Consider the following 17,628-nt stretch of genomic DNA (forward strand, 5'->3'; position numbering starts at 1 on the left):
CTCTACCGCCATTTCGTTTTAAACAAAGTAGGTGTTTACTAAATTAACTACTACTAAAATTATCTTAATAATAAGATAGATTGTACTAACATGACAACTAAAAAGCGTTCTGCCAGCTCTACTTCTTGGTTGCGAGAACACTTTAGTGATAAATACGTTCAGCAAGCACAAATAAAGGGTATCCGATCTCGAGCCTGGTTTAAACTTGCCGAAATACAGCAAAAATATAAACTATTGCGGCCTGGAATGACTGTAATTGAACTGGGCACTGCGCCTGGTGGCTGGGCTCAATATATTACCAAACAAATTGGTAAAACAGGCCGGATTATTGCCTGTGATATTTTAGCAATGAATCCGATAGTTGGAGTTGAATTTCTCCAAGGAGATTTTTGTGAACCCTTTACATTACAAAGCCTCCTTCAACGTCTGGAGCAAAAAAAAGCCCAGATTGTTTTATCTGACATGGCTCCTAATATGAGTGGTATTCCAGCAATTGATATTCCTAAATCTATACATCTTGTAAGACTAGTGCTAGATATGTGCAAAGATATACTATCCCCAGGTGGGGGGATGTTGGTTAAAGTCTTCCAAGGAGAAGGTTTTGATAAATACCTACGAGATATTCACTCCCTGTTTACGAAAGTAAAAATTCATAAGCCAAATTCTTCCCGAGCCCGTTCTCGGGAAGTTTATATTGTGGCGACAGGGCGCAAAGTATAGTACCCTACGCTATTTGTTAACACAGTTGTAATATGAGGTTCATCCCTTGAGTGACATGGCAAAAAACCTGATTCTCTGGTTGGTGATTGCAGTCGTGCTTATGTCAGCATTCCAGAGCTTCGGACCCAGCGAGTCCAATAAACATAAAGTAGATTACTCTACTTTTATGTATGAATTAAATCAGGATAAGGTTAGGGAAGCACATATTAACGGTCGTGAAATAACCGTTATTAAAAAAGACAGTAACCGCTATACCACCTATATCCCGGTTAACGACCCTAAGTTGCTAGATATTCTTTTAACTAAAAACGTCAAAGTCGTAGGAAAGCCACCGGAAGAACCCAGCTTACTAGCTTCTATCTTTATATCTTGGTTTCCCATGCTTTTACTAATTGGAGTCTGGATCTTTTTTATGCGCCAAATGCAAGGCGGAGGTAAAGGTGCTATGTCATTTGGTAAGAGCAAGGCACGAATGCTCTCAGAAGAAGAGATTCAAACAACATTTTCTGATGTTGCTGGTTGTGATGAAGCTAAAGAAGAAGTTAGTGAGCTAGTTGAATATCTGCGTGAACCTAGTCGTTTTCAAAAACTAGGAGGAAAAATCCCTAAAGGAGTACTAATGGTAGGACCACCTGGAACTGGAAAAACATTACTAGCAAAAGCTATCGCAGGAGAAGCTAAAGTGCCCTTCTTTACTATTTCGGGTTCAGATTTTGTAGAAATGTTTGTCGGTGTCGGAGCCTCTCGAGTTCGAGATATGTTTGAACAAGCAAAAAAAACAGCGCCTTGCATAATATTTATCGATGAAATTGATGCTGTTGGTCGTCAACGAGGTGCCGGTCTCGGGGGAGGGCATGATGAACGAGAACAAACATTGAATCAAATGTTGGTAGAGATGGATGGTTTTGAAGGTAACGAAGGAATCACTGTGATCGCAGCAACAAACCGACCGGACGTTTTAGATCCAGCCTTACTTCGACCAGGACGCTTCGATCGCCAGGTTGTCGTTGATCTCCCTGATGTCCGAGGTAGAGAGCAAATTCTAAAAATACAGATGCGTCATGTTCCCCTAGCACCAGACATGGATGCTTCTATCTTATCTCGAGGTACTCCCGGATTTTCTGGCGCCGATTTAGCAAACATGGTTAACGAAGCAGCACTCTGTGCTGCTAGAAGCAAAAAATGTGTAGTATCTATGCTAGAATTTGAAAAAGCTAAAGATAAAATCATGATGGGAACTGAACGCCGATCGATGGTAATGACTGAAGAACAGAAAGAATCTACCGCTTATCATGAAGCTGGCCACGCTATTATTGGTCGTTTGGTGCCAGAACATGACCCAGTACATAAAGTAACCATCATACCTAGAGGTCGGGCACTCGGAGTAACTTTTTTCTTGCCAGTTGGAGATGCTATTAGTACAAGTCGACAAAAACTGGAAAGTCAAATTTCAACGCTGTACGCTGGCCGGTTAGCGGAAGAACTCGTGTATGGTCCGGAGAAAGTTTCTACTGGCTCTTCTAATGATATTAAGGTAGCAACTGCAATTGCTAGAAATATGATAACCCAGTGGGGATTTTCAGACAAGCTTGGTCCACTTCTTTACGCTGAAGAAACGGGAGAAGTATTCCTCGGCCGCTCCGTAGCTAAAGCTAAGCATATATCAGATGATACCGCACGCATTATTGATCAAGAAGTTAAATCTCTCGTTGAGCGTAACTATATCAGAGCACGCAAGCTTTTAATTGACAACCTAGATATCTTACATGCTATGAAGGATGCTTTAATAAAATATGAAACCATCGATGCACGGCAAATTGATGATTTAATGAAACGAAATGCTATTCGAAGCCCAATCGGCTGGAATGACACTTTCTCTAAAAAAGTTGACAACGATGACAGTACACCTCAATCACCTATTTTAGTAGATAAAGATCACACCTCAAGTCCAATCACCACAATGCCGGAATGCCGTTATCGTTAAATTAATTCATGTTTTTAAATCATTGTGTATATAAATAAAAAGCCCTTCTTTTTATCTTGCTATAAAAAAGGGCTTTTTATTATATAAATACATTTATAAATAAACAAGAAACAAAAAAAAGCATCTTAACAAGACTTATCTTACTATATTATTTAGTGTTAATTTTTATGTGACAATTAGAACGCCTTGTATAAAAAAAATCATAACGATATATATCGTTTTTTTAGACACGAGTAGGCCGAAAAGTCAGATTTCTTTCTTAAAAAGAAATAATTTATCTAAATAAGAACTTCTTTCTTATAGATTAGTTGTACCAATTGTAACACTTTGATTAATATTCTCTTCTAGAAATTCAAAAGAATTAACACATTATTAAATATAATGATATTTAAGAACTGTTAATTAGCTCTTAGATAGTTTTCTTGTAAGTTCAGATTTTTTAAACATAAATAAATTTCTACGTTTCTCTCATTTGAGAGAAAATAATTAGTATGTGTAATTTCCAGAATTAAAATAATTTCATGCATTCTAGCTATTAGAATGACAATCTCAACTTCATAAGTATTTGTACTGGAATATTTTATATCTTATCTTCAATGAAGTTTGTCGTCTTAACGCCAACAAATAAACATACCATGTTACCAACAATGAAATTCTTATAATTCCTCATATTAATTTATATTTTTCTTTTATGTATAGATAGGAGTGTTCGATTCAATCTGACTTACAAAAATAAAGCACAAATAAAGCCCCAATATAAAAGAGAAAGTAAAATACACTAAAATATTATTGGATAAGAATTAAAGTAATAAAAACCGCTCACACTTTTTAAGCTTTTTTTTCTTATACACAATATGACAACTTTCATAAAGTTATATATTTTAAAAATTTTTATGTAATCGATGAGGGTTTATCCATTAATTTACTATTAAGATTTATAGTCTAAAACCGTGTTCTTAATAAAGAAAGAATGGAATTATTAAAGCATGTTTGTTTAACTCTAATAAGAAACATTTTTAATGATAAAACCAAAATTAAGCAACGATGATCTTAAAATGTTAAGATAACCTAATATTCTATGTTGTTTAAAGGACATACTATTATGCAAATTATTGCAGGAGAACGCATTCTTAATCTTAATGTACCTCGCATCATGGGAATTTTAAATGTAACTCCCGATTCATTCTCCGACGGCGGAAGATTTCAACGTATTGAACATGCCATCGATCATGTTGCAAATATGCTAAAATCCGGAGCCACCTTAATCGATATTGGTGGCGAATCAACCAGACCAGGTTCACTACCTATTAGCGAAGAAGAAGAGGCAAGCCGAGTAGTCCCAGTAGTCGCGGCACTATCGCAACGTTTTGACACTTTTTTTATCAGTGGATACTTCGACACCGCTTGTAATGCGTGAAAGTGCTTCAGTAGGAGCACATTTAATTAACGATGTACGCGCTTTTAGTAAACCTGGAGCGTTAAAAGCTGCTGCTAACATACAACTACCGATTTGTTTAATGCATATGAGTGATATGCCAACCTCCATGAAAAAAGCACCGCATTATGAAAATATTGTTCTAGAAATAACAACCTTTTTGAAAGAAAAAGTTTTAGAATGTCAAAATGCAGGTATTAAAAAAAATAAAATACTACTTGATCCAGGTTTTGGTTTCGGCAAAAGCCTTTCACATAATTACCATCTCCTCTCCCGATTATCTTCGTTTCATCATCTAGGATTACCCTTATTGGTAGGAATGTCGCGTAAATCAATGATTGGTAAAGTATTAAATACATCAACAGGACAACGGGTTTCGGGAAGTGTCGCCTGCGCAGTTATTGCCGCACTTCAAGGTGTAAAAATCATTCGAGCCCATGACGTCAAGCAAACAGCACAAGCAATACGAATAGTAGAAGCTACGCTTCTAGAAAAGGAAACTTATTTTCAATGATTAATCATCAATATTTTGGTACAGATGGAATTCGTGGTAGAGTAGGAAAGATTCCAATTACACCAGATGTCATCCTAAAACTCGGCTGGGCTGCAGGTAAAGTACTCTCACATCATGGATCTCGAAAGATTATTATAGGAAAAGATACGCGAATTTCAGGTTACATGCTAGAATCAGCTTTAGACGCAGGGCTAGCCGCAGCGGGTCTTTCCGCTGCGTTTACTGGACCCATGCCAACTCCAGCTATCGCTTATTTAACTCGTACTCTTCGTGCTGAAGCTGGAATCGTAATCTCCGCTTCTCATAATCCATTTTATGATAATGGTATTAAGTTTTTTTCAACCAACGGCACTAAGTTACCTGATAAAGTAGAAGAAGCTATTGAACTAGAGTTAGCTAAACCACTAAACTGCGTCGAACCAACAGAGTTAGGAAAAGCCAGCCGTATTATTGATGCAGAAGAACGATATATTGAATTTTGTAAAGGAACTTTTCCTTCTAATTTAAGTTTGAAAAAATTAAAAATTGTTGTCGATTGCGCCAATGGTGCAACCTATCAAATTGCCCCCAGGATATTACGTGAACTAGGTGCAACAATAGTGACTCTTGGATGTTGTCCAGATGGACTAAATATTAATCAAAAGTGTGGCACTACTAATATTAAAATCTTACAAAGTACAGTAATAGCAGAAAAAGCTGATTTGGGAATTGCCTATGATGGAGACGGTGATCGAATCATTATGGTGGATCATCGCGGAAACAAAGTAGACGGTGACCAAATATTATATATAATCACAAAAGAAAAACTACGCCAAGGTCAACTGTCTGGTGGAGTGGTAGGTACTTTAATGAGTAATATAGGGCTTGAACGAGAGTTGAAGACATTGGGGATTCCCTTTATAAGAACTCGAGTAGGAGATCGCTATGTACTTGAAAAAATGAAAGAAAAAAATTGGTATATCGGAGCTGAAAACTCTGGTCACGTCATCTTGCTTGACAAAACAACAACTGGAGACGGTATTATTGTTGGATTACAAGTATTATCCGCAATCGTAATTAACCATATGAATTTGCATGATCTTTGCAGTAACATGCGTTTACTTCCACAAGCTTTAATTAATGTACCATACGAAGGATCATATAATCCGATTAATTCGAAACACTTCACGAAAACTAGAAAAGCAATAGAAAATCAACTAGGTGGATGTGGACGAGTTCTCTTAAGAAAATCGGGAACAGAACCGCTTATCCGCATTATGGTAGAAGGAGAAGATATCAGACAAGTTAACCACTTAGCTCATCATCTCGCCAACTCTATTCAAGATATCGCGGCCAATTCTAATCGCAACGAATCTTGATAAAATTCTTATAAGTAAACCTTATATTGCACATTCTTTTTTTTAATAATTACAATTTTTATATTTTTATAGTATAAATTATAAGATATGCTTACTTTTTAAGTATTACTTAAAAGGTTTTAATATTCAATATATAGATCAACAATTTATCTATATTGTTCTGTATTATTAAATTAGAAAAACAAAACTCAAGAATAATAATGAGCTATGTTTATTACTCATCTATCAGTTAATATTAACGCTCTTTTAATTATACGTTACGCATCTATACCTTTTTTTTGAACATCACGGAGAAATTTTCTTAGTATTAATCTAAGAACGCTTTTACTAACTAAGCTAATTAAACTTTAATGCGAGATGATCAAAACAATAAAAAACAGAAATCGACATAAATCTCTTATGATAAGAGCATTTATTCCCGTTGATGAACAAAACAGGCTAATTAAGTATACATAAAAGATGATATCGATAAGAAGAGGCAACAGTGATATCTTACTTTTTTTACTGTAATAGCATATGAGTTATACAACTTAACTTAACATAACGCAACCTTAGAAAAGATTAATACTTTTTATGTATACAAGGAAGTTGTGACAGTTTCATGTGGCTGAAAAATGATTTCCTGAATACAAAGCATTAACTAGAATCAATAAAAGTAATTAAGCAAATTAACGTTATTAAAACACCGAAAAAGTTATCTAGAAACACCGGGTCTTCTTTCATTATGAAAATATTCAATAAAACAGGAAATATTATCCATTCAACCTTCATCATATTTACTATAAAAATTAATTGATAGTAAAATGCTCTTGCAACTCAGTAAAATTTATATTAGTATATAATTCTTAGATTAATTTTAATTAAACTTCTTTAAAAGTACCCTGATTGTATAAAGGATACTAAAAATCATGTATCAAGTTTTTTTAATCATATTCTTATTAATAGCGATTTTTCTAGTATCATTAATAATGATACAACATGGAAATGGTGCTGATACTGGAGCTTCTTTTAGTTCTAGTGCTTCTATTAACCTTGTTGGTTCAAGCAATTTTAGTAACTTTATTAGTCGAATGACAGCAATTGTATCAATATTTTTTTTTACTCTTAGCCTCATACTAGGCATCCTAACTACAAATCATAAACAGAAAGATAGCCAGTGGAATCATCTAGATCAAGATTCAAAAGCGCCTCAACAAGAAAAAAACAACAGTATTTCATAGTAGATAATTAAAATTAATCCTGGAAATAAAAAAAATCAGATCGCATTAAAAATGCCGAGATGGTGGAATTGGTAGACACGCTACCTTGAGGTGGTAGTGCCTCATTGGGCTTACGGGTTCAAGTCCCGTTCTCGGTACCAATTTCAAAGAAAACTTGATTTTTATAATTTATCGTAGTAAACTGATATTGTTTCAATGTAACGCGGGATGGAGCAGCATGGTAGCTCGTCGGGCTCATAACCCGAAGGTCGTTGGTTCAAATCCAACTCCCGCAACCAATATCATTTAATACCATATTCTTTTAGATATGCTAAAAGTTTTATAAATTTTATTCATTTATGCCCCAATTTTTGGGATTTTTTTTTAATACACTCACACTGGGCTAAATAGCCCTTTTTTTTTATGTCTTAGAGGTACTCTTTGTCCACATTAGAACAAAAATTAATACAGATAATCTCTGTACCTGTCGAAGACCTTGGATTTGAGCTAGTAGGTGTTGATTTCATTCGCAACCACCAGTCGACACTACGTGTTTATATCGATAATGACAGGGGCATCACCGCCAATAATTGTGCTGATGTAAGCCAAAAAATAAGCATATTACTAGATGCTGCAGATCCTATTTCCACCCCCTATACTCTTGAAATCTCATCACCCGGTTTAAATCGACCGCTATTTACTACCGACCATTATCGCCGATTTATCGGAAGCAATATTAAATTAATACTACGTGTTGCAGTTAAAAATCGACTTAAGTGGAAAGGAATTCTTACAGCAGTTAACGCGGATATAATCACACTAACAGTAGGTAAAAAAAATCAAGTGTTCGCATTACATGATATCCAAAAAGCGAATCTGATATTCAACTTTTAACGTTTTACTAAGGCAACTAGAATGAACAAGGAAATTCTGGCTGTTGTTGAAGCAGTATCCAACGAAAAAGCTGTTCCGCGAAAAAAAATTTTCGAAGCGCTCGAGATGGCACTCGCCACAGCAACGAAAAAAAAATACGAACAGGATATCGAAGTACGTGTCAGCATTAACTATAAATCGGGGGATTTTAAAACATTTCGTCGTTGGCTTATTGTCAATCAAGTAAACCAACCTACTAAAGAGATTACATTAGATGCAGCCCAGTTTGATAACCCTACAGCACAGCTTGGTGGATATGTTGAGGATGAAATTGAGTCGGTAGTATTCGATCGTATTACTACGCAAACCGCAAAACAAGTTATCGTTCAAAAAGTGCGTGAAGCTGAACGGGCGATGGTAGTTGATCAATTTCGCAATCATGAAGGCGAGATCGTTTCTGGGATAGTAAAAAAAGTAAACCGAGACAGCATCAGCCTAGATCTTGGCAGTAATGCGGAAGCAATTATATTGCGTGAAGATATGTTACCGAGAGAGAATTTTCGTCCAGGTGACCGTCTTCGTGGACTCTTATATTCAGTCCGACCAGAAGCGCGCGGCGCAAGACTTTTTGTAAGCCGATCACGATCAGAGATGCTAGTTGAGTTATTTCGGATTGAAGTACCTGAAATAAGTGAAGAGATCATTGAAATAAAAGCTGCCGCTCGCGATCCTGGTTCACGGGCGAAAATCGCCGTGAAGAGTAATGATAAACGCATTGATCCTATAGGTGCATGCGTTGGTATGCGTGGTGCACGTGTTCAAGCAGTATCAAGTGAATTAGGGGGAGAACGAATCGATATCGTCCTATGGGACGATAATCCAGCTCAATTTGTCATTAATGCAATGGCACCTGCCGACGTCGTATCTATTGTAGTAGATGAAGATAAACAAAGCATGGATATAGCAGTAGAAGCAAGCAACCTTGCCCAAGCTATCGGACGTAACGGTCAAAATGTCCGGTTAGCTTCTCAACTAAGTTGTTGGGAACTAAATGTGATGACAGTAGAAGAATTGAAGGAAAAACATCAAGCTGAAACCCATGCATCAATCGATACTTTTACTCGAAATCTTAATATCAACATAGAGTCTGCTAAGCTTCTTGTAGAAGCAGGATTCTCTTCTCTTGAAGAATTGGCGTACGTACCAGTTAATGAGCTGTTAGAAATTGAAGGCCTCGATGAGGTGATGGTAACAACGTTACGAGAGCAAGCAAAAAATGCGCTCACTACAATTGCGCTAGCACAAGAAGTAAATTGTGGAGCGCAATTTCCCGCTATAGACTTACTTGCGCTCCCTAAACTTGAACGTGATATAGCATTTAAACTGGGAGCTCGAGGTGTTTGTACGTTAGAAGACCTTGCCGAGCAAGGTATCGATGACCTGGCGGATATTGAAGGCCTAAGTAGTGAAAAAGCCGGCGAGTTTATCATGGCTGCTCGCAATATTTGCTGGTTTGGAGAAAACGCATAATACATTGTAGCACGAAAGGAACAGCATGACAGATGTAACTGTAAAATCGCTCGCCTCTGAAATACAGATTCCAGTCGATCGCCTGATACAGCACTTTGCTGATGCAGGGATCAATAAAACTATAGTAGATTCTGTTACGCAGAAGGAAAAAGCTACCTTACTGACATATCTGAACCGCAATCGCGGCAGGCAACCCAATAAGTTAACTTTGAAGAGAAAAACACGCAGCACCTTAAATATTCCCAGCAGTGGGGGTAAAAGTAAAGCAATACAAATTGAAATAAGAAAAAACCGAACCTATATATCATCAAATCCACAAAAACAGGAGAAAGGAAAAACTCACAATATAGAACAAAAAAGTGATATAGAAAAAGAGACTGGCAAAAAGAACGCAGATCTAAATTCTCTAAAAAATACAAAATATACGCTCGAAAAAAAGAGTTGGCATGAAGATATTGTACAGGCAAAAAATGTGCTATCAAAAAGTAAACAATTAGTAAACAAACAGATTAAAAACATAAACCACTTACCACAAAAAACTAGAAAAATGCGCCGTGAAGCTGAAGCTATAGATCTCAGACGAAAATCAGAAGAAGAAACTCGGCGTAAAATAGAAGAAAAAGCTCGACAAGTGGCGGAAGAAGCTCGCCTTATGGCTGAAGAACATAGTAATAGATGGAATAACATATCTGAAATTTCTGAAGAAGATGACAGCGACTACCATATTACAACCTCTCATCATGCTAGAGAAGCTGAAGATGAAAACGATCGTAAAGTAGAAGGCGATCGCCGAATCCGATCCCGAAGCGGAAAATTAAACAAGCAGAAAAAGAACAGTCGTTTATTTGAAACTAAATCAGATCGAGAAGAAGCGCGTACTGTAGGTCGAGGAAATAAAGGAAAACGTAAAACAAGCACACTAACTCAGGTGTTTAATAAACCCTCTCAAGCAATAAATCGCGATGTTGTTATTGGACAAACGATTACTATAGCAGATCTTGCTAACAAAATGGCAGTCAAAGGGTCCCAGGTCATAAAAGTTATGATGAAACTAGGCACCATGGCTACCATCAACCAAGTTGTTGACCAGGAAATCGCTCAAGTAGTAGCAGAAGAAATGGGACATAAAGTAATTTTACGCCATGAGAACGAACTAGAAAAATCTATAATGTCTGACCGTGATACTGGTAGCATAAATACTCAGGAAGTTCGATCACCAGTGGTGACCATAATGGGTCATGTTGATCATGGAAAAACCTCTCTGCTAGATTATATCCGTTCAACTAAGGTGGCAATAAACGAAGCAGGCGGCATTACCCAACATATCGGCGCTTATCATGTAAAAACTAATCAGGGAAATATTACTTTCTTAGACACCCCAGGACATTCGGCTTTTACTTCCATGCGAGCACGAGGTGCACAAATAACAGATATTGTCGTTCTTGTGGTAGCAAGTGACGACGGTGTTATGCCACAGACTATAGAAGCTATTCAACACTCTAAAACAGCTAAAGTTCCTGTAGTGGTTGCTATCAATAAAATTGATAAACCGGAATCAGATCCAGACCGAATTAAAAATGAATTGAGTCAACACGGCATCATTCCAGATGAATGGGGTGGCGATAGCCAGTTTGTATGTGTTTCTGCAAAATCTGGTTCTGGCATTGATGAATTACTAGACGCTATTTTACTTCAAGCGCAAGTATTAGAACTAAAAGCTATTAGCAATGGCATGGCAAATGGCGTAGTTATTGAATCTTTTTTAGATAAGGGACGAGGACCTGTTGCTTCTATTTTAGTCCGTGAAGGAACCCTTCACCGAGGTGATATAGTTTTATGTGGTTTTGAATATGGCCGAATACGTGCTATGCGTAACGAACTTGGTTCCGATATCTCCTCTGCTGGTCCCTCTATTCCAGTTGAGATACTGGGACTTTCTGGAGTACCAGCAGCTGGAGATGCAGCAACAGTTGTAAGAGACGAAAAAAAAGCTCGTGAAGTCGCACTTCATCGCCTAGGAAAATTCCGTGACATCAAATTAGCAAATCAAAAAAAGTCTAAATTAGATGGTATCTTCGCCAACCTAACTGATAGTGAAATGTCTGAGCTAAACATTGTGTTAAAATCTGACGTCCAAGGATCAAGTGAGGCGATTAGCGCTGCATTAAACCAGTTATCTACAGAAGAAGTAAGAGTGAAAATTCTTTTTTCAGGTGTAGGTGGAATTACTGAAACTGATGCAACACTAGCGGCAGCCTCTAAAGCGATCCTCATCGGCTTTAATGTTCGAGCTGATGGATCTGCTCGTCGTGTTATTGAATCGGAAAACCTTAACCTAAGTTATTATTCCGTCATCTACGACTTGATTCATGATGTAAAAACAGCAATGAGCAAGATGTTAACACCGGAATATAAACAGGAAATTATTGGACTAGCAGAAGTTCGTGATGTATTCCGTTCACCGAAATTTGGATCCATCGCAGGCTGCATGGTAACCGAAGGTATAGTGAAGCGTCATAATAAAATCCGCATCCTACGTAAAAATATAGTAATACACGAAGGTGAACTAGAGTCATTACGTCGTTTTAAAGATGATGTTAACGAAGTACGTAACGGTATGGAATGTGGAATTGGTATCAAGAACTATAATGATGTGCATTCAGGTGATATAATTGAAATATTTGAAACCATTGAAATCCCACGAACAATCACTTGATTATATCTGATAAAATAACACTTATTACCTGAGATAATAATCACCCAGGCAATCTGGAGAAATTTAATATAAATAAAGAATATAGTCGTACTCAACGCATTGATAATGAGATGCAAAAAGAAATCGCATACATCCTACAACACAAACTTAAAGATCCACGAATTACTATGGTGACAATATCGAGTGTAGAAACATCATCCGATCTAACTCATGCTAAAGTTTTTGTTACCTTTCTACATATCAACACCCCGGAGCAAATAAAAACGGAACTCCGGGTATTACAAGATGCAACAGGTTTCATCCGTACCTTGCTGGCAAAAAGTATGCATCTTCGAACTGTACCTAAATTAACTTTTATCTACGATTGCTCATTAACAAATGGTATATACTTAGCTAATTTGATTGACCAGATAGTTCCAAATAATTGTTCACAGCAAAATATTAGTACATTGAATAACCTAAATAGTTTTGATAAGGAAAACTAATGGTGGGTCACAGTTATCAGGGTCGGGATATTAACGGCATTCTCCTATTAGATAAACCATGTGGGCGGTCTTCCAACAACCTTCTACAAAAGGTAAAACAGTTGTTTCTTGCTAACAAAGCTGGACATACTGGTGCACTCGACCCCTTAGCAACAGGCATGCTCCCCATCTGCTTTGGAGAAGCAACTAAATTTAGTCAATATCTGCTAAAAGCAGATAAACGATATCATGTCACCGCCTTCTTTGGTAAACGAACTAATACTTCTGATTCCGATGGCCAAACGGTGAGTATACGTCCTGTATCAATCAATCAAGAAGACCTTACAGTTGCCTTAAATCACTTCCGTGGTAAAATTAGCCAAATACCTTCTATGTTTTCTGCACTGAAGCATCAAGGGCATCCATTATATAAATATGCTCGAAAAGGCATTACCATTCAGCGTGAACCACGCCTAATTTATGTATACGATTTAAAGTTACGTAACTGGAAATTACCTGAGGTAGAGATAGAAGTTCATTGTTCAAAAGGCACTTATATTCGGACTCTTATCGATGATTTAGGTGAATATCTTGGATGCGGTGCACATGTTACTGCACTCCGCCGTCTCGCAGTAGGTCAGTATACTACTAATCAAATGGTTACGCTTGCGAGAATAGAAGAGATTTCCGAAGCGATTAAAAAAAAATCACTCCAAACGTTCACACTGCTTGATAGCTTACTATTACCGACAGATAGTGCACTTTCAAATATACCTACAGTTAATTTAACGTCTATAATTGCAGAACAAATACGCCTAGGAAAAACAGTATCTATTTCAAAGCAAATAACATATGGTCTTGTACGTTTAACTGAAGGAGATGCTAATCGATTTTTTGGCATCGCTGAAATAGTTACATTAGGACAACTAACACCGCGTCGACTGATGCTAAAATAACAACCCTGATCATCTAATCATCTTGCAATCAGGACAGGATCAGAGTAAAATATACTGTTTATAAAATAAATTGCTGAATTAGAGATCGGCGCCTATTATTTCATAATTATTTTGGAGTTTAACGGTGTCTCTAAAAATGAAAGAAAAAACAAAAATCTTAACTGATTTCGGACGTAATATTCGAGATAGCGGTTCAACTGAAGTTCAAGTTGCTCTTTTAACTGCACATATTAATACCTTACAAAAACATTTTGCAGCACATAAAAAAGATCACCATAGCCGACGGGGCCTTTTACGCATGGTTTCACAACGTCGTAAACTACTCGACTATCTGAAAGGTAAGAATATAGCTCGTTATACAAGCTTGGTTTCACGATTAGGTCTGCGCCGCTAAATAGATAAATTTAGGAAAAAGGGGGCCATATGTGGCCCCCTTTTTCCTAAACAGACATACTCTAGATACTTTTGTTTAAGCTGAAGTGTATAAATTTTCTTCTATTGCGATAGTTATGTGCCTAATAAGGGAGATGAATCCATTATATGGTAATACGCACACTAAACAAGTAAGGATATAAAAAAGAATGTATTAATTACACATGCGATATAATCGCAAGCCCCCCCCTTATTTTAAAAAAGGAAACTATTTTGTTACATCCGATTGTTCTCAAATTTCAATACGGCCAACATACTGTTACATTAGAAACTAATATGATCGCTCGACAGGCAACTGCTTCAGTCATGGTCACCATGGATGACACAGCCGTATTTTTAACTGTTGTTGGAGAAAAACAAGAAAAACCAGGACAAAATTTTTTTCCATTAACTGTAAACTATCAAGAACGTTCTTATGCTATCGGTCGTTTTCCTGGTGGATTTTTTCGTCGTGAAGGACGTTCAAGCGAAAATGAAATACTGATTTCTAGACTAATTGATCGTTCTATTCGTCCATTGTTTCCAGAAGATTTTTTAAATGAAGTACAGATTGTCGCTACGGTCGTTTCAGTAAATCCCCAAGTAAATCCCGATATTGTAGCAATGATCGGCGCTTCTGCAGTGATGAGCCTCTCCGGCATTCCATTTAATGGCCCTGTCGGCGCAGCACGCGTTGGTTACATCAACAATCAATACATACTAAATCCAACTCAGATTGAATTAAGCTCTAGCCGCCTTGATCTTGTTGTTGCCGGAACAAAGGATGCTGTATTAATGGTAGAATCTGAAGCAAATATTCTCAATGAAGATCAAATGCTTGGCGCAGTGATCTATGGCCACAATCAGCAACAAATCGTCATTGATAGCATTAATCGACTAATAGCTCAAAGCGAGCCAAAAAAATGGTCATGGAAAACAAAAGAAATTAATGTTGACCTGAAAAATCGTATCGCTCTCTTAGCTGAGTCTCGCCTAAACGACGCCTATCAAATAACTGAAAAACAAATACGTTATACTGCTATTGACGCCATCAAGACAGACGTGATTATAGATTTAACCACTCAAGACGAAACCCTAGATGCAAATGAGATTAAGAAAATACTTGGCATGCTTGAAAAAAATATAGTACGCAACAGAATCTTGCATGGAAAACCCCGTATCGATGGGCGTGAAAAAGATATGATTCGCAGCCTAGATATCCGAACCGGTGTTTTACCCCGAACTCATGGATCTGCACTATTTACTCGAGGGGAAACTCAAGCATTGGTCACTGCAACGCTAGGAACTGAACGTGATGCACAATGTCTTGATGAGTTGACTGGTGAACGTACTGATCGTTTCCTGCTACACTATAATTTTCCACCATACTGCGTCGGTGAAATGGGAACAATAGGTGCCCCAAAGCGACGCGAAATCGGTCATGGCCGTTTGGCAAAGCGTGGTGTATTGGCGGTAATGCCCACCGCTAGTGAATTTCCATATACTGTTCGTGTGGTATCTGAAATAACAGAATCAAACGGTTCTTCCTCTATGGCCTCCGTTTGTGGGGCATCGCTCGCGCTTATGGATGCGGGAGTGCCTATCAAAGGAGCCGTTGCTGGAATCGCCATGGGGTTAGTAAAAGAAGACAATAACTTTATTGTATTATCCGATATTTTAGGTGATGAAGACCATTTAGGCGATATGGATTTTAAAGTTGCTGGTAGCTTCGAAGGGATAACCGCACTACAAATGGACATTAAAATTGCAGGAATTACTCGTGAAGTTATGCAAATAGCTTTAAATCAAGCTAAAGGTGCTCGTCTGCATATCCTTCGCGTAATGGAACAAGCAATTAGCACTCCACGCAAAGACCTTTCTGAATTCGCTCCTCGAATTCATACGATTAAAATTAGTCAAGATAAGATTAGAGACGTCATTGGAAAAGGTGGTTCCGTTATCCGAACATTAATAGAAAAAACCGGTACTACGATTGAAATTGAAGATGATGGTACTGTAAAAGTCGCTGGAACCAATAGCGAAAAAGCTCGTTATGCTATTCGTTGTATCGAAGAAATTACTGCTGAGATCCAACTAGGACGTATTTATAGTGGTAAAGTAACACGAATAGTAGATTTCGGAGCATTTGTATCAATCAGTAGTAGTAAGGAAGGGCTAGTTCATATTTCGCAAATTTCTGATAAACGAGTAGAAAAAGTTAGCGATTATTTAGAACTTGGACAAAAAGTTCTAGTTAAAGTCCTAGACATAGACCGTCAAGGCCGCATTCGCTTAAGTTTAAAAGAAACCGGGTTTCTTAAAGAAAAAACCACCATTACTAAAGAATCATAATTTTAAATTTAAAATAGTTAAAGGGCATAAGATCTGCATATACCTTAACGAGTAAACAATAAAGTTTTACTTATATTAGCTTTTTATATTTAATAACTTTAAAAATATAAGAATTCTAGAAGAAATGATTAACAATATAAAGATAGCTTAAATACTAACTTTCAATATTTCTCTAATTCTATAAGAAGTTATCTTAATAACTACAATATACTAATATATTTTCTTTATATTATAAAAAGTAACCATATTTATTATATGAGAGTAGAGTACTGTATGATACTCTTTCTCTCAAAGTACCTTGCTATATCATGACATTTTTAAAAGCTTGAACTTTAATCTAAAATGTCAGAAATATTTTAATTATCTTGACATATACTTAACACAGGCAGGTAAATATGATACCGCCTATAGAGTGTTTGATTCTGTACTAGAACTTGACCCAAATTACAACTAGGCGCACTTCAAGTGTAGAATCACCATTTTTATGGTAAAACTACTACTGTTTTAGCGCAGGATAATAATCTGTAAGCGTTTTATAGCAACGATCTACATGATCTTTTCCGCTCACTCTTACTTTTTCTAGTTGAATAAAAACATCAATAAAAAAAAGAAAATAACGCGCTTAACAGCCATTATCTAAAGGCAAATAAAAGAGAGTGGGAACAAAATATTTTCGAGTTTTGTCTCGGTAATATTAATGAATTGACGTTGATGGAACGCCTTAAAGCAGATGAAGATAACAACACTTTCGCTGTAGCATCTTAATAACAGTTACTTCTAATTAGTAGTAAAATACTATTTAAATCTAGGCGACAAGAACACCAATTCAACGAATTTCAACATGACAGTTGATAATAATGTATACAATTTATTGAACATTAATATGCATCGTTGAAAGAATCTCTTTTTTATTCAGGGTAAAAATCTATCAGAGTCGGACCAGAAATAGTTAACGAAAATATTTAAATCTTCCTGAACTCCCCTTATCGATCAACATAGATTAAATTGATTTTTTCGTTATACATTTAACTTAAGCCGGTTCACACTTTATTATGAAAACAAATGAAAACTTTCACGACAAAGTATGTAGACTGGCCGCCATTAAAAAATGAGGCT

At 36.8% G+C, this 17,628-nt stretch carries 11 protein-coding genes, 2 tRNA genes and 3 pseudogenes; all 16 read left to right on the forward strand.

Annotated elements, in window-relative coordinates; translation table 11 throughout:
- The first annotated feature begins 90 nt into the window (after window positions 1–90).
- The 16 genes and pseudogenes from rlmE (at window position 91) to yrbN (ending at window position 17,624) form a co-directional block, all read left to right on the forward strand.
- Complete coding sequence (rlmE, locus tag A35E_RS02770; RefSeq protein WP_014889168.1) at window positions 91–720, forward strand: 23S rRNA (uridine(2552)-2'-O)-methyltransferase RlmE; 630 nt, start codon at window positions 91–93, stop codon at window positions 718–720.
- Between the two features lie 55 nt (window positions 721–775).
- Window positions 776–2,704, forward strand: a complete 1,929-nt coding sequence (gene ftsH, locus A35E_RS02775) for an ATP-dependent zinc metalloprotease FtsH (RefSeq protein WP_044105147.1) — start codon at window positions 776–778, stop codon at window positions 2,702–2,704.
- A 1,102-nt stretch (window positions 2,705–3,806) separates the two neighbouring features.
- Window positions 3,807–4,653: pseudogene (gene folP, locus A35E_RS02780) on the forward strand (dihydropteroate synthase).
- Complete coding sequence (glmM, locus tag A35E_RS02785) at window positions 4,650–6,011, forward strand: phosphoglucosamine mutase (protein ID WP_014889172.1); 1,362 nt, start codon at window positions 4,650–4,652, stop codon at window positions 6,009–6,011. Before folP ends, glmM begins: the two are co-directional and overlap by 4 nt.
- Window positions 6,012–6,919: 908 nt before the next feature.
- The gene (gene secG, locus A35E_RS02790; RefSeq protein ID WP_014889173.1) at window positions 6,920–7,231 is read left to right on the forward strand and encodes a preprotein translocase subunit SecG; all 312 of its coding nucleotides are present in this window, start codon (window positions 6,920–6,922) and stop codon (window positions 7,229–7,231) included.
- 53 nt (window positions 7,232–7,284) lie between these two features.
- Window positions 7,285–7,371 (forward strand) — tRNA-Leu (locus tag A35E_RS02795).
- Window positions 7,372–7,432: 61 nt separating this feature from the next.
- Window positions 7,433–7,509 (forward strand) — tRNA-Met (locus A35E_RS02800).
- 142 nt (window positions 7,510–7,651) lie between these two features.
- Window positions 7,652–8,104 carry a ribosome maturation factor RimP gene (gene rimP / locus A35E_RS02805; RefSeq protein ID WP_014889174.1) on the forward strand — a complete coding sequence of 151 codons (453 nt, stop codon included), beginning with the start codon at window positions 7,652–7,654 and terminating at the stop codon, window positions 8,102–8,104.
- Between the two features lie 21 nt (window positions 8,105–8,125).
- Window positions 8,126–9,613, forward strand: a complete 1,488-nt coding sequence (gene nusA / locus A35E_RS02810) for a transcription termination factor NusA (RefSeq protein WP_014889175.1) — start codon at window positions 8,126–8,128, stop codon at window positions 9,611–9,613.
- Between the two features lie 25 nt (window positions 9,614–9,638).
- Window positions 9,639–9,921, forward strand: a pseudogene (locus A35E_RS03365) (translation initiation factor IF-2 associated domain-containing protein); the annotation flags it as partial.
- A gap of 236 nt (window positions 9,922–10,157) precedes the next feature.
- A pseudogene (gene infB, locus A35E_RS02815) lies at window positions 10,158–12,329 on the forward strand (translation initiation factor IF-2); the annotation flags it as partial.
- A gap of 68 nt (window positions 12,330–12,397) precedes the next feature.
- Complete coding sequence (gene rbfA / locus A35E_RS02820; RefSeq protein ID WP_044105149.1) at window positions 12,398–12,814, forward strand: 30S ribosome-binding factor RbfA; 417 nt, start codon at window positions 12,398–12,400, stop codon at window positions 12,812–12,814.
- Entirely contained in the window at window positions 12,814–13,749 is a 936-nt protein-coding gene (gene truB / locus A35E_RS02825; RefSeq protein WP_014889178.1) for a tRNA pseudouridine(55) synthase TruB, read from the forward strand. The genes rbfA and truB overlap by 1 nt, the downstream gene beginning before the upstream one ends.
- Before the next feature lie 136 nt (window positions 13,750–13,885).
- Window positions 13,886–14,143, forward strand: a complete 258-nt coding sequence (gene rpsO / locus A35E_RS02830; protein WP_407635087.1) for a 30S ribosomal protein S15 — start codon at window positions 13,886–13,888, stop codon at window positions 14,141–14,143.
- A 251-nt stretch (window positions 14,144–14,394) separates the two neighbouring features.
- Window positions 14,395–16,512, forward strand: a complete 2,118-nt coding sequence (gene pnp, locus A35E_RS02835) for a polyribonucleotide nucleotidyltransferase (protein WP_014889179.1) — start codon at window positions 14,395–14,397, stop codon at window positions 16,510–16,512.
- Window positions 16,513–17,564: 1,052 nt separating this feature from the next.
- On the forward strand, window positions 17,565–17,624 hold the full coding sequence (gene yrbN, locus A35E_RS03370) for a protein YrbN (protein WP_160142544.1): 60 nt from the start codon (window positions 17,565–17,567) through the stop codon (window positions 17,622–17,624).
- Window positions 17,625–17,628: the final 4 nt, after the last annotated feature.

Source organism: secondary endosymbiont of Heteropsylla cubana, from assembly GCF_000287355.1.
GTDB lineage: Bacteria > Pseudomonadota > Gammaproteobacteria > Enterobacterales > Enterobacteriaceae.

Bases quoted from the DNA above. Each gene is read 5' to 3' on its own strand.
- rlmE (WP_014889168.1), top strand. From the start codon at position 91: ATGACAACTAAAAAGCGTTCTGCCAGCTCTACTTCTTGGTTGCGAGAA.
- ftsH (WP_044105147.1), top strand. From the start codon at position 776: ATGGCAAAAAACCTGATTCTCTGGTTGGTGATTGCAGTCGTGCTTATG.
- glmM (WP_014889172.1), top strand. From the start codon at position 4,650: ATGATTAATCATCAATATTTTGGTACAGATGGAATTCGTGGTAGAGTA.
- secG (WP_014889173.1), top strand. From the start codon at position 6,920: ATGTATCAAGTTTTTTTAATCATATTCTTATTAATAGCGATTTTTCTA.
- nusA (WP_014889175.1), top strand. From the start codon at position 8,126: ATGAACAAGGAAATTCTGGCTGTTGTTGAAGCAGTATCCAACGAAAAA.
- truB (WP_014889178.1), top strand. From the start codon at position 12,814: ATGGTGGGTCACAGTTATCAGGGTCGGGATATTAACGGCATTCTCCTA.
- rpsO (WP_407635087.1), top strand. From the start codon at position 13,886: ATGAAAGAAAAAACAAAAATCTTAACTGATTTCGGACGTAATATTCGA.